Consider the following 25,520-nt stretch of genomic DNA (forward strand, 5'->3'; position numbering starts at 1 on the left):
AATTAGGTTATTAACTAGAATTAAGTTGTTTGACCAAAATTAACGCCGGTTTTTAAAAACTGCAACTCAGCATCACTAGATTCCCTTCCCAATACTTCATTGCGATATGGAAAACGTCCATATTGTGCGATTATCTGCTCGTGCTGCTTAGCAAAACTCAAAGAATGTCTAATTAGTTCTTGATGAGACTCATCTGTATAAACTTGCTGTAAACTTTGAAAGTGACTCACACATTGTTGTTGCAGTGCTAAATCTTCTGCATGCTCTAAAGGGTGATAAAAAAACACCCGCTCAATTAATGCCAGTTGTTTGTCATACCCTTTCTCAATCCCTTGTAAGCAATATTTAAGTGCTAAGTGATCACTTAAAAACGCTTGCTCAGTGCCGCGAAACATATTTCTGGGCATTTGATCTAATAAAACAATTAGGGCCATTGCGCCTTTAGCAGAAGACATCCAATATTCTAATGAACCATTTAATGCCTGTAGATAGAGATGTTCAAATTTTTGTAAAATAAAAGCATCATCATCAGTGGTTGCACTATACCAAATTCGCTGATTTTGAGCTGGTGATAGTTGGTTATCTAACTTACCAAACCAAAAATCAATTACTTCATCAATATTCCCGCTCATTAATTATCCTTATATATCAAAGCGTTAAATTACAAAATAAAATTTTATTAAAATTAATTTAATTTTATCCTTGAAAATAAAACCAACGTTCCCATCTTTATATTGTAGTCGCCATAAAGGGTCTACACACATCAAGTCTAAATGTTGTCGATTGATAACTTGATTATAGAATCAAATGTCATAACAACAAGATTGGTAAATTAAACGCCTGTTCCTCGGAAAGGCACATTATTAACATATTGCTAAATAGCTAGGATATGACTATGCGTACACTTACAAAAGATTTTTCACCATTATACCGTTCATTCATTGGTGCTGAGCACTTAGCCTCATTAATGGACAAAGCAAATAAAGCAGAAAAACAACCTGCTTATCCTCCATACAACATCATTTCAATAGCCGAAGATAAATATCGAATTACTATGGCTGTTGCAGGATTCGTTGACTCTGAATTAGATATCGAATCGAAAGAGAATTCATTAGTAGTTACTGGTACTAAGGTAGCTAAAGAAGAAGATACTAACGTAACTTACCTTTATCAAGGAATTGCCGAACGCAACTTTGAAAGAAAATTCCAACTAGCAGATCATGTAAAAGTTATCTCTGCCCATATGGAAAATGGTTTATTACATATAGATCTATTAAGAGAAATCCCTGAAGCCTTAAAACCTCGTAAAATTGCCATTAACGGTAAAAGTTTACTTGAAGGAGAATCTAATTAAGGCTTGATTTGCTCGCGCAAAATGCCAATTTTAATTAATTGGCAACAACTCTCCCTATTTTTTAGCCCGACTTTGTCGGGTTTTTTTATGCTTTTTTATATTTTATTTAAAGTAAATCTTTACAACATTATAAACAAACAAGCTCGAACCTATATTGTTTGCGATTATTTTTAAACAGTTATCCCGCAAAGACTTAGCTCAATTTATAGCCACACCTGAATCATCACAAAAACCAGAGATTATTGTACAAACCAACAATAGCAAGACTTTCAAGCCAACTAACCATGTAGTTAGAGCTATTTACATCTGAGAAAATATAGGCATACTGCTAGCCTCTAAAAACAAATTAACATTTTATTTACAGCTAAAGGTAATGGATGTCCTGATTAAGTATTACAGAGAATTATCACCATGAAAATTTCATTATCATTACTGCAACGATTACCCCTTTTGGTTTTATTTAGCATTACCTTCATCGTATTTTATTTAGCGCTGACGACAGAAAAAGTTGCAGCACCTATATTTAACGATGCTCGTTTGATTTTGTTTTTGTTATTACTACCCATGTTATTTAGGTATGTATTACAGTTATTACTACTACCAATCTACTCCGTTTTGTCTAGAAAGATCAGCGCTAACGTTAATAAGATAGAGCCTTTGTCAGTAACAGTTTTAATACCGGCTTACAATGAAGAAGTGGGTATCATCAAAACCCTACAATCGGTTATCGACACTCAATACCCAAAACTTGAAATCATTGTTATTAATGATGGTTCAACTGACAAGACTCATCAGTTAATGACAAACTATATTGAGCATCAAACGCCAAGTTTAAACTCGAATATACAGCTACACTACCTTGCACTTACTAATGGTGGTAAATCTAATGCATTGAACCAAGCGTTAAAGGTTGCCTCAAATGACATTGTTATGACCATAGATGGCGATTGTATTATGGACCCAAATGCCATTAAAAATACCGTTAAGCAATTTAGTTGTGACAAGGTTGGCGCTGTCGCTGGCAACGTCGTTATCGGCAATAAAAGTAAGCCTATTGAGGTTATTCAGCAATTAGAATACTTATGTGGCTTCTTTTTAAGACGTGCTGATTCAGTATTAAATTCGGTATTCATTATTGGCGGCGCCGCAGCGGCTTATCGCAGAAAAGTGCTAACAGAAGTAGGTTTTTTCAATAGCGAGATAGTTACCGAAGATATTGAAATGTCGACAAGGATCTTAGCTGCAGGTTATAAAACCAAATTTGCCAGTGATGCCATTACTTATACTGAAGGACCATCAAGTTGGAAGGGGCTATTTGAGCAAAGGCTTCGTTGGAAGTTTGGCCGTTTTCAAACATTTATTAAATACAAAGAGTTATTCTTTAGTAAGCAAAAGCATCATAGTAAATATCTGACTTGGTTAGTATTTCCGGTAGCGGTATACGCAGAGTTTATTTTATTACTTGAAGCTTTAATTGTGGTCGCTTTTTTTGCTATTACCTTTTATAGCAATGATTACTTACCGTTAGCGCTACTAATCTCGTTTATGACGGTAATGATCACGATACAAGTACATGCGCACTATAAAAGCCGATTCCATCGAAATTTGTTATTACTAGCGCCTGTAGCTTGGTTATTATTTTATGTTGTTGAAGTTGTAGAGTTTCAAGCGCTTTGCCGAAGCATAAAACGTTTAGTGAAAAAACAAAGCTTACAATGGCAAAAGTGGGTTAGAGTCGGCCTTTAGCTAACCCCCTTTAAACTATCGAATCGATAAACTGTTCAATCTTATTAGCTATGTCATTAGCATGACTAATTGGTGCCATGTGGCCAGCATCAAACTCTGTCAGGCTCGATCCTGTTATATTGTTTTGTAAAATACTGATCAATGTTTTACTTATGTCAGGGCTTTGTGTACCACACATTAAGTTTACCAAACAGGTGATTTTATCCAAATCTTGAGCCGTATAGTTTTCCGAAATTAACCCTTTAAAATCTAGGTTTACTTTATCAATATCTTGCGCCATCAAACGCTGCATTTTTATCGGTAATTGATCGAAAAATCCGGGTTTATTCCAAGTATTGGTAAAAATTCTCGCGCCCTCTTCATTTGAGCTAATAGCAACATTGTGGGCAAACTCATCAACTTGCTTGCGAACCTCACTACCTTTTTCAAGCAAATGAAAAGCAACAGGTTCAAACAAACTTAAACTTAGTAATCTATCAGGGTTTTCAACAGAGATTTTTAATGCATTAGCACCACCAAACGAATGCCCTACCAAATGAAAACCTTGTGTGCCGATGACATGATTCACGATCGACATTACCCGTTCCACTTCAGTATTGAGGGAGTAATTAACTGCATCAATAACCTCTGGAGCACTGCCGTAGCCTAATAAATCAATGTTAATACAAAGGTAGTTTTTACTAAGCATGGAAACTAATAGTCGCCATTGCTTAGAGCTACTCAAAGAGCTGTGCAATAAAACTACGGCTGGACCACTTCCTGAAACAGTTGCCCCCTGCATTAAATCTTCATTAACTAACATCCAAACAAGCCTTTAATGGATAATACTAATTTATAATTCGCCTATCTTAGCTTAATCATAAATTGAATAGTATTACTGTGGCCTAATTTATATAATGAAATCTTGTTAATCACTCACTCTAATTGATTATGGCCAAACCAAATAAAAAGTTGCCCACTAAAAGCGTAGATATTTTATGCAGGCAATGTAAAAGCGTATTATTTAAGTATAAAAAAGGTGGAAAAGGTGCGTTATTAAAATGCTTTAAAGAGCGTATTACCCAAGACTTTACTAAGCAGTCATGCCAGTGCCCAAACTGTGATAGTATTTTTGCTCGTGATGTTTTAGTAAATGGCACACCAGCATTTAAAATCATCGGTAACAAAGCTTTTGCCAAATAAACATGATATAAATTAAGCAATAATAAATCAGTTAAATGGAGTTGTTAACCAGTGATAATTTATGGTGATAGAAAATCAGGCAACTGCTATAAATTGCAGTTATTGTGCGCAAATTTAAATATTGAACACCAATGGATAGAAGTAGATATTTTAAATAAAGAGACGCAATCCAGTGATTTTTTAGCTAAAAACCCTAACGGCAAAATTCCTGTTTTAGAACTCGACTCTGGTGAGTTCTTAACTGAATCAAATGCTATTTTAAATTACCTTGCGCAAAATTCGCCTCTACTCGCAAATGACCTCTATCATCAAGCAAAAATACTGCAATGGCAATTCTTCGAACAATACTCCCACGAACCTTTCATAGCTGTGGCTCGTTTTATTGAAAAATACTTAGGCTTACCAGCAGAGCGTTTAGAGGAATATAAGCAAAAACAGCAAGGTGCATATAAAGCTTTAGATGTAATGGAAAACCACTTATCAACTAATAGTTTTTTTGTTAGTAATCAATACAGTATTGCCGATATATCACTCTATGCTTACACTCATGTAGCCGATGAAGGTGGCATAAGTCTTGTTAACTACCCTAATATAAATGCTTGGTTAGTACGGGTAGAACAACAACCGGGCTATTGTAAAATAGCGCAATAAGATCATTAATTTCTGGATTACCAATGAGCCGTTCTGAAAAAGACAAAATGCTTAATTGTGAGCAATATAACCCGCTTGATCGTGAACTATCTAAAGAACGCGAAGATTGCGCCCTACTTTGTAAAGAGTTTAATGATTCATCACCTCAAGATACCAAACAGCGCCAAGCACTACTCAAATCTTTATTCGGGCAAAAGTATCAAATATGGATTGAACCACCATTTCATTGTGATTACGGCCAAAATATAACGCTAGGCAAACAAGTTTTCTTCAATTATAACTGCGTTGTCTTAGATGCGGCTAAAGTGACTATAGGAAACCATGTTTTTATTGGGCCTGGCGTACAAATATACACATCCACTCATCCTAAAGATCCAGCAATAAGAAGAAAGTTCTTTGAATCAGCCTTGCCAATAACAATAGGCAATGATGTGTGGATTGGCGGTAACGCGATTATTTTACCGGGAGTAACTATCGGCAATAGAAGCATTATAGGCGCAGGTAGTGTAGTAACAAAAGATGTACCAGATGACGTAACAGTAGGCGGTAATCCCGCTAAAATTATTAGCTCGAACAAATAAATATAAACCTAAACAAACTGAAAATTATGACACCAAAACTAAAACAACTTTCCGAAATCATTGCTGCAGCTAATGACAAGTTCTTTCACCTATATACCAACATAAATACTTCAATAGGCATTATGGATAAAGTACTGCGCCAACAAGGTATGAACTCAGACGCTGTGATTATTAACTGCATTAGTAACAACAAAAAGATTGTGTTCTTACTACACGACGAAAAGCCTGAAACAGTGGATATTGCATTAGGCACAAATGATGGCGATGTAGAAACATCAAACCAATACCAACTAGCAGAACTTGATGTTGATAAGACATTAGAAATAATGACAGAGAACTTAGTCAAGTAATCAAAGCATTACCACATCATAAGTAGAAAAAGAGCACCGTCATCGTGGCGAAGGCCACGACCTCATTGAACGTGCCGTGGGTCCGGTTTGTGCCAGCTGCCTCTATACGATATTAGAAAAAATACTCCGTCATTCCGTTGCGCTTTTGAACGGAATCTTCTCCAGTTATACGGTGACTTTGAACGGCAATTCAGTGCCAACTAGAGTCATTCACAACATAAGAAAAAGAGCATCGTCATTCCATCGTGTTTTTGGATGGAATCTCCTCCAGTTTCAAAGTGGCTCGACCGGCTGAAAAGTGCCATTTTGAGCCGTTCAATTTATTTAATCTCTTTATAAGGTTACGAATAAAACACGCTCACCTCTTCTGATTATTGAATACTGATACTTAATGATGTCTAAACGAAACCATTAAAGTTCAGTAACGTTAGTTGCCACCATGCTGTAACCCATAGTGATATCACGTTTACCATCGACAATATGCAGGTTTTCGGTGTGTAAATTAGCATTTAACTTGCCTTCCACCCAAATAGGTTCCTTAACTGTTTTAATACTGTAGCCTTGTGGAAATGATACTCGAATAATTTGGTTCGCTGGTGGTGGTGGCATGTGTACACAGGCGCCTGCTGTGGGTACAAGCAAAAACTCTGTTGTTACCATATCGCCTTTAAAAGCAACAGGTAGTAAAAAGCCTGCCATGCGAATATCTTTACCATCAAGTTGATGATTTAGCGATTCTACTTCCTCCTGCTTTTGCACCATGTACTCTTCACGAATTCGAAACATTTCATCAGCATCAATGCCTTCTTGTTTTAATTCTGCTTTAATCTTGTCAATTTCTGAATGTGTGTCGCGATCATGCGTGTGCATAAGTGAGAAAATTTCTTGAATCTTGCCTAATTGTTCTTTGGTCAACTCTGGCAAAACGATATTTTTTTCAGGAAGATCAGGTTGTAATGTATTCCATTCAACAACTTCAGAAGCAAGAGAAGCATTAATGATACTTACACACAATAAAAAAACTACACTTAATTTTACGAACATAGGGACTCAACATGGATATGAAAAAACTTGAACATTAAAAAGGATCAACGCTTGAGATTAACGTTGATCCTAGTTTTACTTAAAGTGTATTTTTGTAAATAACACCATCTTTCATGATTAACTTGATTGTTTCAGGGCTGTCTGAACGTTTTTCAGCACCAAACCATTTATCGCCAGTACCAACAATAGAAAAGTCTTTTAATGGATTGCCGTCTAATAAAAGAATATCGGCATAAGCACCAACTTCAATCACACCAAGTTTACCTTCTGGATAAGGGTTCCAGTAATCGCCCGTTAATGCGGCAATTTCTCCCCCAACAGATGTTAATGTTTTTAAAGATTCAAATGGTCCGAAGAATTGATTGTTCAGGTGTTTCTCATATGCAATTTGAATATTACATGCGTCAACAGAGCCTACGCAATCAGTTTGAAAGCCGCGTGGTGCAGGACACTCTTTTGTCATACTAGGCATATACGTTTTAAATGCTTCTGTAGCCGATTTTGCTTTACGTAAACTTGAAGGCACATTTTTAACTGCGGGAATATCTAATAAGCCAGGGTCAAAAGCGGTAATATTAGTTGTAATATAAGCCCCTTTCTCTTTCATTAGTTCAGATATTTCACAATCAAACATAAAACCATGCTCAATAGTTTTAACGCCAGCATTTAAGGCTGCAATAATGGCCTCTTTACGATATGAATGGGCCATAACATATGAACCGTAGCTATCCGCCACACCTACAGCAGCTTCTAACTCTTCTTTAGATCCCGCGAGTAATTGCCATGGGTCAAAAGCTGATGTAACGCCACCTGATTGCATATACTTTAATTGTGTTGCCCCCATACGCATATTATTACGTGCATACTTTTTAATTTCGGCAACACTGTCAGCTTCTTGCGCTAAATTTAATCGCCCCATGTTGGTTTCAGCCCCAACGGGTGAAGAGTAGTTGGCGAAATCAGCATGACCACCTCTTGCACTTAAAAAAGCACCTGAAGGGTAAAAACGTGGCCCTTTAATTTGACCAGCATCAATTGCCCTACGTAAACCACCATTGGCTCCACCAGCGTCACGCACTGTGGTAAAGCCTTGCATTAAATACATTTCAGCCATACGAGTACCGTGTATAGCAAAATCTTCCCAAGTTGCATTAGACTCCATTGCTGGTAGTGTTGGCCCCATTAACATTAGGTGAGCATGATTTTCGATAAAACCAGGTGTTAACGTTTTTCCTGTACCGTCTATCACTGTCGCTTCGCTATCAGCTTTAATCGACTTTGCCGAAATACGCTTAATTTTATTATCTTCAACTAGTACAAAATGATCTTCATACAGTTTATTTTCTGTACCATTAAAAATATCAACATTTTTGAAAAGCACTTGTCCTGCCGATGCTGCGCCAGTTACAAGTGCGGAACAAACTACCGCTATCGTTTTTAATTTCAAAGCTTTCATATACTTACCTTATTTTTGTTAAATTTAACCATTTATCCATGTATTAAAAACATTTTCGACTACTGGAGTGATAGTAAAAGTCACCATAAAATCAGGACCAAAATCATCGTCTTTTTCCACGTAGTAATCTATTTCAAAACCAAATTTCCATGGACGAGAGCCTAAGATTGCCGTCTTACTGATGTTAATATTTAAAGGAATTGTCCATTCATTATCAGCTTCATGATTGTACTCAACTTTAGGTGCTGAGCCCTAAGTCCAGCCGCCAGAGGCAAAGTTAATCCACATTAATTGCGATGACGTCACGCTTAGTTTACCTGCATCACCTAAGTCACCTTCATCGGTACTTTGAATATGAGAAGTGTATGCCCCTATTAAGCCTTGCTTGTCCATTTTTCCGTAAAACAAGCTAGGACCAATAGCCGTAACTTCACCGCCACCAACTTTGTCATCACCCGTTGGCATTGAACCAACCATACCTAAGGCAAACAATGTTCCCGGCGTTGTATCACCAAATGCGTAAACTAAATCAAAACTGATATCGGCTAAGCCTGATTCCTCATTTCTACTATCGTAGACTATAGGTAGAGCAGGTCTGAATATAATTTTATTACCGCCATCAAGCAGAAAAGGCAAAACTGGTTGGAATAATGTTTGGGTAAGCTCTGTATCATCCTCAAATGATTTGAATTGATTTTTGAAAGCTAGACTTGCAAAAGCAGTATTTGGGTTGGCAAGTTCTTTAGCGGCTTCATCAGCAGAAGCCCCTTTATCGGCCATTGCGAATGAACTTAAGCACAATGCACCTAAAGAAATGGCATTAAAAATAAGACGTTGAAGCTGAACCATATAGAAGCCAATTAGTTGATAACTATTAAATTTAAATCAAAGTATAGTTGTAGAATCAATTTAATACATATAATATTTACCATAATACGCCACATTAGTTAATAAGTTGTAAAATTGCTTTCATTTACTACAACCTCATCAGAAATTTTTGCTTACTTCATTCACTATTTAAAAACTAAAAATATAGATGTCGATACTTACCTAGCTCAACACTTCTTACCCAAAAAGAGCGTAATCCAATGCAAAAACATAGCCATTTCAACACCATTAATTTATGAAATGTTTACGGATATTTGCTGTAAAGAAAACTTAAATGGATTTGGCTGGTATGCTGGGCTAAACGCGGGCATAAATGGATTGGCAAATTTAAGCCTTCTGGCAGTTGAAGAGAGTACTTTAGAAAATATACTTAATAGCTTCATTAAGCATTCACAACTTGGCTCCTCTAACGCTAACTTTTTTATTGTAGAGCATCAACAAACTATTCAATTTTGCCATAAAGGTGGATTAAACACTCCTAACCAGGGTTATTTTGAAGTCGAATTATATTTATTAAGCTTTTTTCAAGAGTTAGTAAAGAAAGTTACAGGTGAGAACTTTAAAATTGATTACGCAACTGTTAGGAGTAATGCCACGGTCAACATACCGATAAATAAGGTTGATGATAACCAAGCTTATTTTTCCTTTTTAATACCTAAAAGTTTATTGAAATGCCCTAATCAACTGCTTAAAACAGCCTGTACTTTTAAAGAGTTTGGCAATATTGGTACAAGCGCTTTTTTAAGAAAAAACGTTGATGATCCTGTATCAAGGTTAAAGTCTATTTTAATGGTTTACGATATTAATGAGCTTCCAACAGCTAAAGCCGTTGCGCTAATGGCTCAATGTTCCTTAAGAACATTACAAAGAAATTTATGGCAACTTAATTCTTCATATGTAGACATAATTCAAGAACTAAAAATGAAGCAAGCATCAAGGCTGCTAAAAGATAGCGCAATGTCGATTGAAGATATTGCACGTTCTATACATTATAAAAACACCGGACATTTTAGCCGAGCTTTTAAAAAAAGTTATGGACAGACGCCGTCCTCATACCGAAAGGTAGAGTAACGTTACCTATCAACTTCGAGACAATGATAACTATAGGGCTTTGTACAACGCCCTATAAGCTTATAGCTATTTACGATAAAAAGGTGGAGTTACATAAGACCCTTTTTGTAGAAGCGAATCAATGTAGCTTTATTACTGTGAACGTCCGTTGTTCGCTCTTTGCTGCCTGTGGGTTTTAGATTAATTTTAAAATCTACTTCTCTAAGTACGCTTGTATTTGAACTTGGTTGACATGACAAATGCCTTCAGATACTTCAATGTTTGAACTATACCAGTTTTGATACCCTTCTTTTTCAATAGTGACATTGTAAATACCAGCTCTTTCAGGTGCAGCTCCGACACCGATTATAAAATCACCATCCCCTGCCGCACTAGATCCGCCCATACAATCAATGAGCTCTTCTATATAATCGCCATCTTCAATTGTGATTGTGGCATCACAATGAAGTCGCTCTCCTGTTTCTTTATCAAATAATTCAAACCATAGTCCAGATTCTATATTGTCAGTACAGGCCACGCCTTGATCTTCTGGAGATATTTTTTCTAGATAGGCTTGTATATTTACCGTGTTTACGTGGCATTCATTTTCAGATACTACTACGTTGTAGGTATTCCATTCGTAGTAACCTTCTTTAGAAATGCTAATGTCGTAGTTACCTGCACGCTCATCCGCAGCCCCTAAAATAATGGAATCATCACAGTTCGTTTCTGGAGTGTTTTCTACTTCTTGGGTAAATGTACCATCCTGTATAGTCGCTTTTGCTCCACAGGATATGGGTAACTGGGTTGCACTATCAAAAACTTCAATTTCAATAGCTGGCTCTTCTGAATCATTGCAAAAAAAATCATCCTCATCCCCGCCGCATGAAAATAAGAATATTGGCATAATGGTGGCTATAAATTTCTTCAAAAATTCTTCCTTAAATTTATTTTTTTATTAAACATCCGTGCTGATGTAAATTTGTGACGGTCTCTTTATCGCTCTTTTTTGTCGTTGACTTATTCTTTTGACAGCTTCAACTTGGACTCTATATTGGATAAGCCCTCAGGTTCAAGTAATGCCAACAAAGCACTAAACCGAGAATTTACATGCAAACTAATCTGTATGAATAATCCAACGACTAAACCAAGAGTTGCATGTTGAATTGAAAGGTCGCTAAATGCGTACATAAGAATTTGAAATATATTAATTACACCCATCATGATTTCAGGGATAGAGAATGATGTCCCTTTTAATATATTAACTAATCTTTTTTTATCATCTGGTGCTAAGTACATATAAAAATCCTTTTATTAGCTTGGTCAATGACGGTTCATCGCTCAAAGCGGAAGTACATCAACCGCTCACCTAACTTATCCTATCTTAACCCATGAACAAGTCAAATATTCAATATTGTGAATAAAAATTCGAGGACTATGCCTCGAATTTTTTAGTGTCCCCACTTAAGGTTAATGCCTTGGATATTAATCACTAGGGCTTTAAAGGTGAACTTTTATAAAGGTCTCAGGTTGAACTCTTATGAACCCGTGATTAGGTATGAAAACCCGTCAATTTTTAAGAATAAATTATCATGATATTCCCAGTGATAAAGATCATCGTCGCAAGGCTCTCCATAAGGAACATCGTAACAACTATCAGTTGGGCCGATATATATCTCAGAACCTTCAAGTGTTTCGTGATTGTATATTACTTTCGCTTGGCGACCTGAAGACGCAACTGGGCGCTTCACAATAATTCTCTTGTCTCTATCGTCTTGATGATAAGCTATTTGCCAAAGGTTACCCTCAAGATCTAGCTTACTTGTATCAATATCAGCATTGTAGCCAGAAGGCATGTCAGAAAAATACCCATCTTCTAATACTTCCATAGTGGATAAGTTAATAGTAAGTCTTATTGAGTCGTTTACATTGGTATTTGATTTATAATATGCCAACCAGACTTTTGTATCGCCTGACTCAGGGGCGATAAACTGTCGAGCGCCGCTGTAATATGTCCAATCATAAGCATAGGGCATATTTAACACTGTTTCGTCAAGATTCGCATCAACGTAAATAATCCCTTTTTCAGCAGTAAACACCAAAAGGCCACCATCTGGAAATACTGCTAACAGGCGATTAATACTGGTAGTGCCCGTATCATAAATCTCATTTCCCGTTTGATCATAGAACGTCCTATTGGGGCATGAGTATACAAGCTCTTCAATACCTGGTACCACCAACATCCGACTAAAACCACAACCTTCTGCTTTTGCTGTATGGATAATTACCTCATCGGAAAGATTTGCATCTGGGTATACCCAATAGCCATTATCATCACGACTTATCTCTTGATACATAAATGCATAAAAATTTTTGTTAGGGAAACCAGAATCTGAATATAAGTAGCGACCAGTGCTAGCAATTTGTCCTTCAATCAAATGATCTTTAATTAAGCCAACACAAAAATCGTGAGGATTGCTCGGGTCAACAATTCCATAGTAACGGGTGTTTTCTTGAAGCGTTCCTAGTAGGTAAATTTTATTTGGGTCTAATGCGTTACAGTCAAGCGTTTGTTGCTCAGCATTTATCAATACCGAATCCGTCAGACTATAATCCTTGCCATCAAATACCTTTAATTCAATCTCATATTGACCAACTACATCAGCAGTAAAATTTGGATTAAAGCGAGCATCACCGTTGAGCAATAAATCACTATATTGAGGCTGACGTACAACACTCCACTGGTAGGAAAGTGAGTCATTGTCATCATCATAGCTGCTGCTGCCATCCAACTGAATATAAGTCTCAATATTCGCGTTAATATCTATGCCCGCATCAGCAACAGGCATACTGTTAGGTACTGGTTGTGGCGTTGGTTGTGGCGCTGGTTGTGGCGCTGGTTGTGGCGCTGGTTGTGGCGTTGGAGTAGTCTCTGTGCTTCCTCCTGAATCGCCGCAGCCACTTAATAGCAGCAACGTCAATGCAAAAAGGCTTTTATTGTTCCATTTTTTTTGTATTTTCATTTATTAAAATTAATATCCATATACTTTTGTAGTACCATATTCTTACCTATTCTAGGTAAAAAAGAAACCTTACTTTAAAAATGAAAGGCAGTACATGGCACAATTTGTACGATCACAGTATATAGCGTAAGTTATTGACAACAAACGGCTCTGATGAGCGAATTATAGTCATTCACACCTTTTATATTCATAGATTATATTTATAAGTTACGTACTTGCTGTCTACGAATAATGAGCGAGCATATCTAAAGAAGTGATTAAGTCCTCAGTGTTCAATACCTATAACAAAGTTATTCTTGTTTTTGTTATTTGGTTTCTTCCTGTTGTAGGTTTTTTAGTTGCAAAGCTTAGCCTACCATCTAAACCGAAGTATTTAGGCGACAAAAATAATTCTTTTATTGGTCAAGACTACACTAATGGCGGGGACAGTTAATAAACCAATAGAAAACTGTTCGAGATGACGTTCACTGTCCCTAATTGGCACTAAGTTACCGTTCATAAATTCCGAATAACTAATACTCTAATTTAAACAATAATTCAGAAAGATCTGGCTGCCATTGAAATTCTTTGAGTTTAATTCGGCCATTCAGAACCACTACTTGTTCTGTTTGCAGTAAGCCTTTTTGTTGTTCAAAGTGCTCACTGCCAATAGGAAAAGATATTTTACCTTGCGAGTTAATCACTCTGTGCCAAGGTACTTTTATTGATTTAGGAGCAAAACCTAGTGCACGTCCTACTAACCTTGCTTTGCCTGGCAGGCCAGCTAAATCGGCGATCTGGCCATAGCTTGCTACTTTCCCTTTTGGAATAAGCAAAACGGTTGCCCAAATCCTTTTATAGTTTGGATTTTCAGGTTTATCTGACACTTATTTAACCTGTAAAACTAACAATTTATTGTGTCTTTTAGCGCCATCTTCACTGTCATAGCGAATGATGATTTCATCTTTACCATCTAAGTTAATATCATCTGAGCTAAGTAATTTACCATTTTTGGGTAAACGAATTTCAAGGCTTTGTGAGCGAGTAGATACTAATTGCTTGTTAACATCTCCTGGGTAAATATTTAACGAGGTTTCCGACTCTGATAAAATCAACTCTTTAATACCATCTCCGTCTAAATCAGCTAATTTGACCACTGGAGAGCCACTTTTCCCCGAAGATAAGCTAAATTTAAGCTGAACTTGTTCACTTACTCTTTGTTGATATTTTTGTTGGTTGTCTAATGAAAAGATTAAAACATCTTGGTCAACACTGCCTGATAACAGCGCACTTATTATTTGTGACACAGAAATATCAAAAGATGAAACTAATATCTCTTTACGTTGGTCATTGTTTAAATCAATAAACTCGAACCCTGCTAGAGTTCCCTCCCCTTTAACCAATGAACTAGCTTGGTTAGGGTAACTTAATTTTCCTTGATTTATTTGCCCTAAATAAATTTCATAGTCATTACTCTTATCTAGCACACCAGAGCTTTGAGTATATGCAACCACCATATCAGGTAGTAAATCACCATTAATATCTTCTAACTCTTCTACCGTTCGATATTGTAAATTACTTTGATCTAAGCTTTTACCATCCGCTCCACGAGCATCCCACCACTTTAAGCTTTGCACTTCTTTGCGCACAGAAATACTTGTAGGTTTAGTCGCAAACTTTCCACCCGGAGCTTGCATAAATGCCAACAATTCGGCATCACCAGATAAGACAATATCTGTTTTATTATCTTGGTTCATATCGACTAAATAATAAGGTCTCTCAGTATAGCTAACACTATTGTCATAAAGCTCAACAGTAGGTGCAATAGGCAATTCCTGTTTTACAAAAACATTTGCACCTTGGTTTAAATAAATATTTAAGTTACGAAAATCTGACAAAATAATATCGTTTAAACCATCTTCATTTAGGTCATTAATAAACTCTGCAGACTTAAGGTAGGTTGCGTTATCGTTGATATAAATTGAATCTACCTTAGCAACTGCAACAAATGGCTGTGCTAATTTGGCGTTGAAATATAAAACGTGATTACTTGCTAAGAAATACAAAGACTGTGAATTGTCTTCTTTAGGTTCGGTTACATCAAAACGAAATACATCTTTAGGGATATCAATAATCAGCACTTGCTGATAACTTTGTTTTTCATCGTCAAATGCAAAGAGTGTTAATTTAGATTGACCGTTGTCATTACCAATAAAAATAAGCTCTTTGCCTTTATTTTCAAGTAAATCTACGCGGATCACATCTTGAGCAATATTAAATGGTGCTACAACTTCAAAATGGCTAAATTCATACTCTTGAGCACTCACCTTTGATAGCTCAGCAAATAGAAGTATTAATATGCCACTAACTTTAGCAAGCTTTAACCAAGCTAATATTTGTAAATGATTATTCATTTATATTCCTAATTACCAAGGTAAAATTTGACCGTTTGAATGATAAAAAACACCGGTATTGGCTAACGATAGATCATCAATTAAGTTAACTAAACGACCAGCAGCAACGTCAGCAGAAATGTCACCGTTGTGATTTACCATATCAGTTTGCACGTAGCCGGGATGATATATTCCTGTTGCAATGTCACGATTAGCTAAATCAACCGCTAAAGATTTTCCCGCTGCATTTAACGCTGCTTTTGACATTCGATAGCCATAACGACCTCCAGAATCATTATCAGCAATAGACCCCATTCTTGAGGTAATTAGGGCAACTTTACTGCCTGAGCTTAGGTTTTTCTGCAATCGTTGACATACATTGATCGGGGCTAACGCATTAACCATAAATTGCTCAATAATGGTTTGGTTATTAAAGTTAGACAGGTTCTCGTCTCGTAAAATACCAGCATTGTTGATTAAAATATCAATAGTAATACCGGCAAGTGCTGTCATCATTTTGGCTAAACCAGCATCACTTGCTACATCAATATCAGTAACAACCGTTCCCCCTAATTGCTCAAGCTCTGGCGAGCTTTGGCGACATAGCGCAATAACATTATCGCCATTTTGCTTATATATTTTCGTAAAAGCCAAACCTATACCTCGGTTTGCTCCGGTGATTACAATTGTACGGCTCATCACTTTTCCATTTGATAAAATTTCATATGTTAACAGTATGTATAATTATCGAGTTAAGATCACAATTAATTTGTAACTTTTTATTCTTTTTTTTGATAAAAAAAAGGCCATAAGTAAACTTATGGCCTGATGACAAAAATAGTATTAAATTTTATTTAGTTCTTGAAAGCATATATTTAGCAACGGCTAAACGAGTTTCTTCGTCTAAATAATTTTGCGGTGGCATTTCAGGATAGTCATCACGCTTTTTGGTTGGTTTTGCGATGTAGTCAGCAATGCCTTGTGGGTTATCCATATATAACGCTTGAATAATACTAACTGGTGGTCCAATCATGCGGTCACTATAGGTATGACAACCAGTACAAACGCCTAAATAAGCAATTTTACCGGTTTCAGATTTATCAATAACACGAGGCGGAACAGGTGTGTCTAATAAGTAAGTATCAATATCTTTGGTATTAGTAAAGTCACACTCTTTCCAAGAGCTAACACCCGAGGTGATGTAACGATGACGATTAATGATACAGCTATCTACACCACCACCAACTTTAATAATATCGGCTTTATTAGTGTCTTTAAATTCGGCTAATAATAAGGCTTTTACTTCATCGATAGTATCGTAGCCATTATTTAGCATAAAGTTATCTAAAATCATGGTACGGTCTGAATTTGGCTCTGATTCAGGATCGTTCGAACCCGAACCAAAATCATCATGACCAGCAATTAAAATACCTGCCGTTTTGTTGTTAGTAATAATATTACCTTCAACAATAACGTCATCGCCAGCCCAGATAACAATACCAGATCCGGCTGGGATCATGCTCACCATCGAGCCTGGTATAGCAAAGTTTTTATGATTATTATCGACAACAAAGTTATTACGGATAATAACATCGTAAGTGGTTTTAATCGGTAAACCAGGGGTAACAAACGCTAAGATGCCACCAGTGTTATTATGCACGTAATTGTTTTCAACAATAGCGTGGCGAGAATTTTCAATTTCAATTCCAGCAACACTTTCAAATACGTCGTTGTATGCCACTTGAATATTGTCACTCATCCCCACATAAATCGCAGCATCTTCAATACCCGATACGATGTTGTGCTCAACAATACCGTTTTTACCTAACTGTGGAAAAATGCCGTAAATACCCGTATCAACAATTAAGTTATTACGAATAATAAAGTTATTACCGGCTTGGCCCATAATGCCGTTGCCTTTGTAACCAGTAATTTTCATGTTTTCAATAACAAAATTATTACCTGAATATAAAACCGCGTCATTTAACACGCCTTTACCATCCATAGTGGCACGCTCGCCTTCTTTAACCACGCCGATAATTGAGATGTTTTCTTTATCTACGTACACAGTTTCATGGTAAGTACCAGGCATTACTTGGATAGTATCACCAGGATTTGCAGCTTTTACCGCTTCCATAATCGACTCGCCATCATTGACGGTGATTACTTCACCTTTTACTACTTCAATTGCGCCTGCACTGGCATCAGCATCTTTTGATGCATCATAGCCGCCACTGAAACTTGCGCCACTACTGCTTGATGTTATGACTGCGTCTTTATTTAAGCCGCCCCAATAACTACCGGCAGCAAAAGCCCCTGCAATTAATACTGCGCCTATAATTTTGCCTTTACTCATCTTCTTCTCCACTTGCTGTATTATTATATTTATTTGTTATTATTTTTTCTTTCTTATTCGCCTTTGCATAGTTTGCATCAATCACCGGTAGACCTGACGGTAAATGAGTTGGTAATTGCGGCGTTAAACTTTCATCGGTTAGGGTTTGTAAAAACTCAACAATAAGGTCTATTTCAGCATCTTGTAAATTAGGCTCCCAAATATGCCAATGAATCAATAATTCTTCACCTTCAGGGATTGCGTGACCTCGGCCTTTATTATAAAACTCAGTTGCCTCACGTAAATCCTTCATACCACCAGAATGCATGTAAGGTGCTGTTTTTGCAATATTTCTAAGTGTTGGAACCTTAAAGCCACCACGGTTCTTTTTATTATTGAAGGTTTTTTCAGCGCCAACATCAAATGGAATCCCCTCTGGTTCAGGCGTGCCAATTACTGCAATTTGGTTATTGGTAAATAACGGTGGTTGATGACATTCAGCACAACGCGCAACAAAAGAGCGGAATATATTTAAACCTTTAATTTCATTTTCAGATAAGGCTTGATGATAGCCATGGGCATATTGATCGTAACGTGAATTCAAGGAAATCAAGCTAGTCTGAAAAGCAGTTAGCGCAATAGTAATATCTTCAACAGTTAACCTACTTGAGTTTGGAAAAGCCACTTTAAACATCTGCTGATATTGTTCAATACTGCTTAACGTTTTCACTAAATGTTCAGGCGTATTACCCATTTCGTTAGGATCAAACAATGGACCTAATGCTTGCTCTTCTAGGGAATTGCTACGCGCATCCCAAAAGAACTTATCTAAAAAGGCCACATTCCAAAGTGTTGGTGCACTACGAGCAACCTTTTCTCCGGTAATACCTACACTTCTGTCTAAATCATCACTAAAGCCTTTATCGGGCTGATGACAGCTACCGCACGATAAGCTGTTATCTTTTGATAACGCAGGATCAAAAAATAAATAACGGCCTAAATCAATTTGCTCTGGTGTAAAGCCATCTCGATATTTAGGTAATGAGGTTTGCGTGCCACCTAAGCCTCTATTTTGCACTGAATTATAAAACTGGTACATATTGCGCAATTCACACACACCAGCGTTTGTTTTTTCAAAGCTTGGTGGGCATTGCGTGCTTAGTACAAAGTCAGTTTTATTAGAGGGATTATTGTTTTGAGCAACGACTTGTGTGCTTGCCAAAAATGCTACAACAATGGTGAGAAACAATAAACGCATTACTTGTCTGATTGCTTTGATTTAATAAAAGCAATAATGTCGATTAAATCTTTTTCACTGCGCACCATACCCGCCATCATTTTCATTTGGCGACCTAATTTATCGTCAGCGTGGTAGCCGCGAATGCCAGCTTTATAATTATTAACTTGCGTGGTTAAATATTGCGAAGACAAGATAGTTAAATTTGGTGCTTTTAGGCTTTCATTGCCATTAGCTGTTGGGCCATGACAGGCACCACAAACTGCATTGTATTTATTATCACCGTTTCGAGCATCGCCCTCTATTGCTATAGCCTCAACCTGTGATGGTAATGAGGCGAGATAAGCACTTACATTGTTAACCGCTTGCTCATTGGCTAAAACCTTTGCCATAGCAGCCATTTGTTGACCGCTAACATCGTCAGCATGAGTGCCACGCTTACCCGATTTAAAATTATTGAGTTGCGTTGCTAAATACCAATCGTATTGACCTGCTAAACTTGGCGATTTTAATGCATCATTACCTTGAGCCTTATCGCCATGACAACTAATACAAGTTTGATACAAGGCTTTACCAGCATTTATATCAGCAGTTGCCTTCTCAGTATTTGCTATTGATGAATTGGAGAAAGTGAAAAGCAAGCTCAGAGCAGTAATTTTAATTAGTAACGTAGAGAGAAAATTCATAAGCACTCATGATTAGTTAAAAACAGTAAATACTATACTATTATTTATTCACAAAATGCTTACGTATTTTTAAAAAATGCTGACGGATTATTAAAATTATCGATTAAATAATCAATTAAGCTGACTGATTCTTACGGTATTCGCTAGGTGTAGCGTTATGGGTCATTTTAAACGCTCTGTTGAAAGAGCTTAGTGAACGAAAGCCTGCTTCCATTGCTAAACTTAATATCGGGGTCGTTTTATGCTCATTGGTAAGTAATTTTTCACTGACATATTGAATGCGATAGTAGTTTAAAAAATCATTAAAATTGCGATAACCGAGCTCGGTATTAATTAACACTCTTAATTTATGCTCAGCAATACCTATACTTTTTGATAATTGTGAAATAGTTAAACCTTCTTGTTTATATAAAGACTCATCTAACATTGTTTGCTTTAAGCTTTGCAATGCGGCATCTTCCACAGGTAAGGCTTCATTTACCTCAGTATTAACAGGCTTTGCAAATAAACTATCAGGTTTAACACGGAACATATAAAAATTTAAGCCCGTCATCAGTAAAGCCAACAAAGCCATTTCCAGTGGATTTAACCAAGACCAGTTTACCTGCACTACTTGTCCTAACAAGATCACTAAAATAATATAAGTTGCAGCTATGCTAATAACACCGCCACGAACTATACGGCGATCAGCAACTAAGTCGTTGCGCCAGCTTTTTATAGCAACAAAAAGTGCATAACAAGCTAAGCCTAAATCTAAAATTAAAACAAAGACTTTACTCGGATATAAAATAGCTGAATCACTTTCTAAATTTAAATTAATCTGCACCATCTGCGCCACAAGTAAAATAATAGCCGGTGTTGTAGCAAGTGAAAATTGCCAAGACTTAAGCTTTACTTGTTCACGAAATAAACTTACACAGACTAAATAAAACACTCCAGGTAATAAATTTCCCGCGATAAATATTAACCAAGCGAATAAGTTATCAAGGGTAAAGCTACCAAAGATGTTAGGTAACAAATAAAGGCTGGCACAAACAACCAGAGAGCAATACAGACGGACTTGTTGACTGTTGGCTAAAAGAGGTAATAGTAAAAGAATGGCTATAACCATTTGAGCAAAAGCAAACTGAGCAAAAAAATGGCTTATCTGGTCCATCATAAAATACAAACTTGGGAAATTATTAGATTCTAAAGATTATCATTCCCGGTAACGAATACCAAGATTAATAAAATGTATAGCGTAAAAATGCCACCTTGATTTAGGTGGCTATTGTTAATAATTAACGCTGCAGAAATTAGAATGAATATTGAATATCAATACCGGCTTCTAAACCACGGTTAACACTAGTGTAGCCAGTACCTAATATATCTTTAGTACGACCACCTGGAGCGCCACTGTAACGGTTATCCATTAAGTTTTTACCCCAAATACCAATTTCTATCGCATCGCTTTCGCTGATCCAAGAAATACGCGCATTAAGTAGTTCGGTATCGTCAAAATAATGAGGGATTTCATTAACCCACTCATCTTCACCAATAATTGCACCACGATCGTTTTCTCTAAATACATAATCAAGATGCACAACTGTGGTGCCAAAACCTAAGTCTGGCATCCAATCGGCTTTAAGGGTGTAAGATGTATTGGTGTCACTTGAGCTGCTACCGGCAGGAATTAAGGTACCAACATCATTATAAAACTCTTCAGTTTCAATATCAGTGCTTCTAACTTCGGTAACAAAACCAGTTACAAAAGTATCGGTTACTTGCCAGTCCATACCAAGCTCAAAACCATCAATTTCCATATCTTCATTAACAATGGTAGGTAAAGCTTGTGCTTGATCCGGTTGCTTAGAGTTTTTACTGGTTTGTCTGTCATCTAAGATATTGTGGAATATAGCAAACGTTGTACGTACGCTATCAAATAATACCCCTTTATAGCCAATTTCAAAGTTTACCGATTCTTCCGGTTCAAATGAAACATCAACCGGCTCACCAGTTGCAGGATCAATAATAATTGAACCATCCGCTTCACTATGAGGCGAATTTAATGAATCAAAACCACCTGATTTATAACCTGTGGCAACCGATGCAAAAACCATATGGTCGTCGTTTATCTGATAGCCAGTACCTAAACGACCAGTTGTTTTACTCCAAGTTTTTGACTGCCACAGCTCCTCTCTTGGTGGGAATAAAACATTGCTTACCCCAGGTCTTACTTGGGCAAACTGAGTTTCACTTACTTCCCATGAAAAATCTTTTTCATCTTCAGAGTAACGTAAGCCAAAGAATACATTCCATTTATCAGTTAACTGGAAATCAAAATCAGAATAAATACCATAGCTGGTAAATTCACCATTATTGATGAAATTTTCTGACCACATCATGCCTGAAAAACTTGGACCAAAGATTAAAGCTTCGCCAAATTCAAGCGCGGCTAAATCATAAGTTAAGTCACCTGTTTGTCGAACAAAATCGGCATCAACTCCCATGCCCATAGCCATTAAGGTATTGGCCCATTCATCGGCATTCCAAATATGATCCATTTCTAAACCAGAATCGTCATAAGCTTGGTTTACTACATCATCAAATGATACTTGACCAATACAAGCAGTAGGATCTGGAGCACCTTGAAGAGTACACGCATACAATGCAGCTGCAGTATCAACATCACCGCCCGCCATATCAATTAAACCGGCCTGATCAAGACCATTATAAACCTCGCCTTCGACAACGCCTTTAACTTGACCATTAAGATCACCTGTAACTAAGCGAGCAACGGTATCCGTTGTCACATTAATATAAGTTGTTTGATGAACATCTTCTTTTGAGTAAGTAATACCGCCCACATAGTTAAACTTGTCACTGTTATAGTTAACCTGTAACTCGTTATAAAAAATATCTGAATCTTCGTGGTTATCGGTATCAAGATAGCGAGTAATGTCTTGCGTACCATCTTCATCTATACGGTTATTCGTTTCCCATTCACGGTAACTTGTGGTGAACATCATTGACCATTGGTCATTAAATTCATGTTCAAATTTTAAGGTGGTTGCCGTCATATCTCGGCTTTCACCGCCATTAACAACATCATTAGCAAAAGTATCGGCAAACGGGTCACGTGGATTTTCAGCGTATTCACTTAAACCAATTGCAGCACCAGGAGCTTGATCTAACTTATCCCAATCGTAAGACAATAAAATATTAGTTTTATCTGAAACATCCCACTTAAGTGCAACACGAGCGGCTTGGTGGTCTTTTTCACCAGCATCCCATACCTTTTCACCCATATTTAATGGTGAATCCGCAACATTATCAATATAGCCATCTTGTGTGTTGTTTAAGGCATTTATTCTCAGGTAAACATTATCTGTGATACCAAAGTTAACCATACCTTCAAGGCGCTGTAGATTATCGGTACCAAAGCTACCTTTGATAAAGCCTTCGAATTCTTCTTGTGGCGCATTAGGGATCATATTTACAACCCCCATGGCAGCGTTTTTACCAAATAATGTACCTTGCGGACCTTTTAATACTTCAACTCGCTGCATATCTGAAAATAAAACATTTTGCGCAGCACGCGGTAAATACACACCATCAAAAAAAGTTGCCGTTGAAGGATCTCCACCGACACTTATATTTGGACTTGATACACCGCGCATAGTAACACCGGCTTGGGTAACATCGCCGTCACTAAAATCAAACCCTGGAATAAACTTATCGATATCACTCAACATAATTGAGCCACTTTGCTTAATTGTTTCTGCAGAGATACTGTCGACAGTTACCGGCACTTTCATCACGTTTTGCGAACGTTTTTGCGCGGTTACCACAATAACATCATCGATGTTTGCTTTATCTTCTTCGCTTTCTTCTGCTGCATAGCCAACAAGTGGCGTAGCAATTAATGCCGCGGCAATTGTTTTAGCAAGGAATTTTTTCTTTAACTTAGTCGCTGAACTATTTTGAATAGATTGAAATGACACGAATTTTCCCCAATAAACTTATTTTTATTATTTTTTACGTTATTCCTTAACGTGTTTTTTATTAGACTTTCCATGCCTTTATCATATACTCCCTTTATTGTTAATATATGTAAAGCAATTTGTTAAAAACTAGTAACCACAAATAAAAAATAATAATCAATGAATAAACCTAACCCTCTATTTTTAATTACCTTTTTTCTTGTATTGTGTTTAGTACAATCATGCAATAACGCTAAATTATCGCCATTGCCATATTCGGCTAAAATATTAGCTTTTGGTGATAGCCTAACCTTTGGTAAAGGTGTTAATAAAAATCAAAGCTACCCAACAGTACTAGCAGATTTAACTGGATTAACCGTAATTAATGCTGGAGTTTCAGGTGAAACAACGGAGCAAGGCTTATTAAGGCTTCCTGGTTTATTAGATAAACACCAACCAGATTTAGTCATTTTATTAGAGGGAGGGAATGATATTTTACGAAACATTAATTTATCAAAAACCAAAACTAATTTAGCTTTAATGATTGAATCAATGCATGCAAGAGGGATAGAGGTAGTATTAATTGGCGTACCTCAGAAAAGCTTATTTTCTAGCAGTGCCGATTTATATCAAGAGTTAGCCGATGAATATCAACTAGTGTTTGATAAAAATATAATTTCTTCACTGCTAAAAACTCCGGCTTTAAAGTCAGATTCAGTGCATTTTAACCAACAGGGTTACCGAAAACTTGCTGAACGAGTATCTGAAATATTACAAGATAATGGCGCAATATAAGGCGTTTATACTGTTTTGTACAAAATAGTACAATTTAATACGCCATTAACTTTTCATTAAAAACTACTTTACCAATAAACACTTACAAGCTTTACTTAACCACACTTAACAACTGTACACTTTTTGTACTGTTGCCATATTTAAAAATTATAGGTAATCTAGCCGACCTTTCAATAACTATGTATCTAAGAGGCAGTATGGGCTTAGCTTGTGGTAACCGTAGACAGTTTTTTCGCCAAGTAAGTGCGGTAGTAGCATTAGGAGCGACAACACCTTTAATTGCAACTAAAGCACAGGCAAGTTTAGGGCAAAAATCGGTACGTCGTTTAGCGTTATATAATCGCCATACTAATGAAAGAGTAGAAGGTGTTTATTGGGCTAACAATTCATTTCAAACTGATGTTGTTAATGCTTTTGAGCATAACCTTAGAGATCATAGACAAAATGAAGCTGCGCCAATGGATAGACGTTTATACGATTTCCTGCATCAAATACAACAGCGCTTAGTAACGGATAAAGAAATTCATATAATTTCAGGCTTCCGCTCTGAAAAAACCAACAATATGTTAGCTAGTCGCAGCAATGGTGTTGCCAAAAAAAGTTTTCATATGAAAGGCATGGCTATCGACTTTACCATTCCAGGTATTGATCTTAAATTAATCCGCGATACAGCTAAGTCACTTAAACTAGGCGGTGTTGGTTACTACCCTAACTCTGGATTTATCCATATAGATACCGGTTGGGTTCGTAGCTGGTAATTTCTACATTGAAACCTTGTGACATTAGTTTTGACTAATGTCGGGTTTTC

Annotated in this window: 25 protein-coding genes; 9 read left to right on the top strand and 16 right to left on the bottom strand. The window is 36.8% G+C overall.

The genetic code is table 11. The features are described from left to right. Window positions 1-20 precede the first annotated feature (20 nt). On the bottom strand, window positions 21-632 hold the full coding sequence (locus tag FNN08_RS08700; protein ID WP_143584826.1) for a DUF924 family protein: 612 nt from the start codon (window positions 630-632) through the stop codon (window positions 21-23). Window positions 633-895: 263 nt separating this feature from the next. On the opposite strand from FNN08_RS08700, the gene FNN08_RS08705 reads away from it, so the two are divergent. Next, window positions 896-1,354, top strand: coding sequence for an Hsp20 family protein (locus FNN08_RS08705; protein ID WP_143584828.1), 459 nt, complete (start codon window positions 896-898; stop codon window positions 1,352-1,354). A gap of 411 nt (window positions 1,355-1,765) precedes the next feature. Next, window positions 1,766-3,100: a glycosyltransferase gene (locus FNN08_RS08710; protein WP_143584830.1), complete on the top strand. Its 1,335-nt coding sequence runs from the start codon at window positions 1,766-1,768 to the stop codon at window positions 3,098-3,100. A 10-nt stretch (window positions 3,101-3,110) separates the two neighbouring features. On the opposite strand, the gene FNN08_RS08715 is transcribed toward FNN08_RS08710, so the two are convergent. Then, window positions 3,111-3,902 (bottom strand): alpha/beta fold hydrolase, encoded by a 792-nt coding sequence (locus FNN08_RS08715; protein WP_143584832.1) that lies wholly within the window; start codon window positions 3,900-3,902, stop codon window positions 3,111-3,113. A gap of 128 nt (window positions 3,903-4,030) precedes the next feature. Between FNN08_RS08715 and FNN08_RS08720 the strand changes: the two genes are divergently transcribed. The 4 genes from FNN08_RS08720 to FNN08_RS08735 are packed head-to-tail and all read left to right on the top strand — an operon-like array spanning window position 4,031 to window position 5,864. Then, window positions 4,031-4,282 carry a hypothetical protein gene (locus FNN08_RS08720; RefSeq protein WP_143584834.1) on the top strand — a complete coding sequence of 84 codons (252 nt, stop codon included), beginning with the start codon at window positions 4,031-4,033 and terminating at the stop codon, window positions 4,280-4,282. A gap of 51 nt (window positions 4,283-4,333) precedes the next feature. Then, a complete protein-coding gene (locus tag FNN08_RS08725) occupies window positions 4,334-4,933 on the top strand; it encodes a glutathione S-transferase family protein (protein WP_143584836.1) in 600 nt (199 codons plus the stop codon). Between the two features lie 23 nt (window positions 4,934-4,956). Further along, window positions 4,957-5,514 carry a sugar O-acetyltransferase gene (locus FNN08_RS08730; protein ID WP_143584838.1) on the top strand — a complete coding sequence of 186 codons (558 nt, stop codon included), beginning with the start codon at window positions 4,957-4,959 and terminating at the stop codon, window positions 5,512-5,514. Window positions 5,515-5,540: 26 nt separating this feature from the next. Then, window positions 5,541-5,864, top strand: coding sequence for a hypothetical protein (locus tag FNN08_RS08735; RefSeq protein WP_143584840.1), 324 nt, complete (start codon window positions 5,541-5,543; stop codon window positions 5,862-5,864). A gap of 411 nt (window positions 5,865-6,275) precedes the next feature. Here FNN08_RS08735 and FNN08_RS08740 read toward each other — a convergent pair whose 3' ends face one another. From FNN08_RS08740 to FNN08_RS08750, 3 genes are all read right to left on the bottom strand, one after another. Then, the gene (locus FNN08_RS08740) at window positions 6,276-6,908 is read right to left on the bottom strand and encodes a DUF3299 domain-containing protein (protein WP_143584842.1); all 633 of its coding nucleotides are present in this window, start codon (window positions 6,906-6,908) and stop codon (window positions 6,276-6,278) included. 79 nt (window positions 6,909-6,987) lie between these two features. Then, window positions 6,988-8,364: a metal-dependent hydrolase family protein gene (locus FNN08_RS08745; protein WP_143584844.1), complete on the bottom strand. Its 1,377-nt coding sequence runs from the start codon at window positions 8,362-8,364 to the stop codon at window positions 6,988-6,990. Window positions 8,365-8,616: 252 nt separating this feature from the next. Further along, a complete protein-coding gene (locus FNN08_RS08750; protein WP_143584846.1) occupies window positions 8,617-9,213 on the bottom strand; it encodes a hypothetical protein in 597 nt (198 codons plus the stop codon). Window positions 9,214-9,327: 114 nt separating this feature from the next. Between FNN08_RS08750 and FNN08_RS08755 the strand changes: the two genes are divergently transcribed. Then, window positions 9,328-10,323, top strand: a complete 996-nt coding sequence (locus FNN08_RS08755; protein ID WP_143584848.1) for a helix-turn-helix domain-containing protein — start codon at window positions 9,328-9,330, stop codon at window positions 10,321-10,323. Between the two features lie 193 nt (window positions 10,324-10,516). Here FNN08_RS08755 and FNN08_RS08760 read toward each other — a convergent pair whose 3' ends face one another. The 11 genes from FNN08_RS08760 to FNN08_RS08815 form a co-directional block, all read right to left on the bottom strand. Further along, entirely contained in the window at window positions 10,517-11,233 is a 717-nt protein-coding gene (locus FNN08_RS08760; protein ID WP_143584851.1) for a hypothetical protein, read from the bottom strand. Between the two features lie 89 nt (window positions 11,234-11,322). Beyond that, on the bottom strand, window positions 11,323-11,601 hold the full coding sequence (locus FNN08_RS08765; RefSeq protein WP_143584853.1) for a hypothetical protein: 279 nt from the start codon (window positions 11,599-11,601) through the stop codon (window positions 11,323-11,325). A 239-nt stretch (window positions 11,602-11,840) separates the two neighbouring features. Further along, on the bottom strand, window positions 11,841-13,325 hold the full coding sequence (locus FNN08_RS08770; RefSeq protein WP_185962607.1) for a PKD domain-containing protein: 1,485 nt from the start codon (window positions 13,323-13,325) through the stop codon (window positions 11,841-11,843). A 512-nt stretch (window positions 13,326-13,837) separates the two neighbouring features. Next, on the bottom strand, window positions 13,838-14,191 hold the full coding sequence (locus FNN08_RS08780; protein WP_143584859.1) for an MGMT family protein: 354 nt from the start codon (window positions 14,189-14,191) through the stop codon (window positions 13,838-13,840). Then, on the bottom strand, window positions 14,192-15,718 hold the full coding sequence (locus FNN08_RS08785) for an FG-GAP repeat domain-containing protein (RefSeq protein ID WP_143584861.1): 1,527 nt from the start codon (window positions 15,716-15,718) through the stop codon (window positions 14,192-14,194). Window positions 15,719-15,730: 12 nt separating this feature from the next. Then, window positions 15,731-16,396, bottom strand: coding sequence for an SDR family oxidoreductase (locus tag FNN08_RS08790; protein WP_143584863.1), 666 nt, complete (start codon window positions 16,394-16,396; stop codon window positions 15,731-15,733). 151 nt (window positions 16,397-16,547) lie between these two features. Beyond that, the gene (locus FNN08_RS08795) at window positions 16,548-18,053 is read right to left on the bottom strand and encodes a parallel beta-helix domain-containing protein (protein WP_143584865.1); all 1,506 of its coding nucleotides are present in this window, start codon (window positions 18,051-18,053) and stop codon (window positions 16,548-16,550) included. Further along, entirely contained in the window at window positions 18,046-19,290 is a 1,245-nt protein-coding gene (locus FNN08_RS08800; RefSeq protein ID WP_143584867.1) for a cytochrome-c peroxidase, read from the bottom strand. Before FNN08_RS08800 ends, FNN08_RS08795 begins: the two co-directional genes overlap by 8 nt. Further along, window positions 19,290-19,955 carry a c-type cytochrome gene (locus tag FNN08_RS16590; RefSeq protein ID WP_143584869.1) on the bottom strand — a complete coding sequence of 222 codons (666 nt, stop codon included), beginning with the start codon at window positions 19,953-19,955 and terminating at the stop codon, window positions 19,290-19,292. Before FNN08_RS16590 ends, FNN08_RS08800 begins: the two co-directional genes overlap by 1 nt. Window positions 19,956-20,070: 115 nt before the next feature. Next, window positions 20,071-21,114 carry a helix-turn-helix domain-containing protein gene (locus FNN08_RS08810; RefSeq protein WP_143584871.1) on the bottom strand — a complete coding sequence of 348 codons (1,044 nt, stop codon included), beginning with the start codon at window positions 21,112-21,114 and terminating at the stop codon, window positions 20,071-20,073. A gap of 136 nt (window positions 21,115-21,250) precedes the next feature. After that, entirely contained in the window at window positions 21,251-23,938 is a 2,688-nt protein-coding gene (locus FNN08_RS08815; RefSeq protein ID WP_260679299.1) for a TonB-dependent receptor, read from the bottom strand. Window positions 23,939-24,097: 159 nt separating this feature from the next. Here FNN08_RS08815 and FNN08_RS08820 point away from each other — a divergent pair, with 159 nt between their 5' ends. Then, complete coding sequence (locus FNN08_RS08820) at window positions 24,098-24,712, top strand: arylesterase (protein ID WP_143584873.1); 615 nt, start codon at window positions 24,098-24,100, stop codon at window positions 24,710-24,712. A 197-nt stretch (window positions 24,713-24,909) separates the two neighbouring features. Further along, window positions 24,910-25,470: a DUF882 domain-containing protein gene (locus tag FNN08_RS08825; RefSeq protein WP_143584875.1), complete on the top strand. Its 561-nt coding sequence runs from the start codon at window positions 24,910-24,912 to the stop codon at window positions 25,468-25,470. Window positions 25,471-25,520 lie beyond the last annotated feature (50 nt).

It is taken from the genome of Thalassomonas sp. M1454 (assembly GCF_007097525.1).
In the GTDB taxonomy this organism is placed as follows: Bacteria; Pseudomonadota; Gammaproteobacteria; order Enterobacterales; family Alteromonadaceae; genus Thalassotalea_A.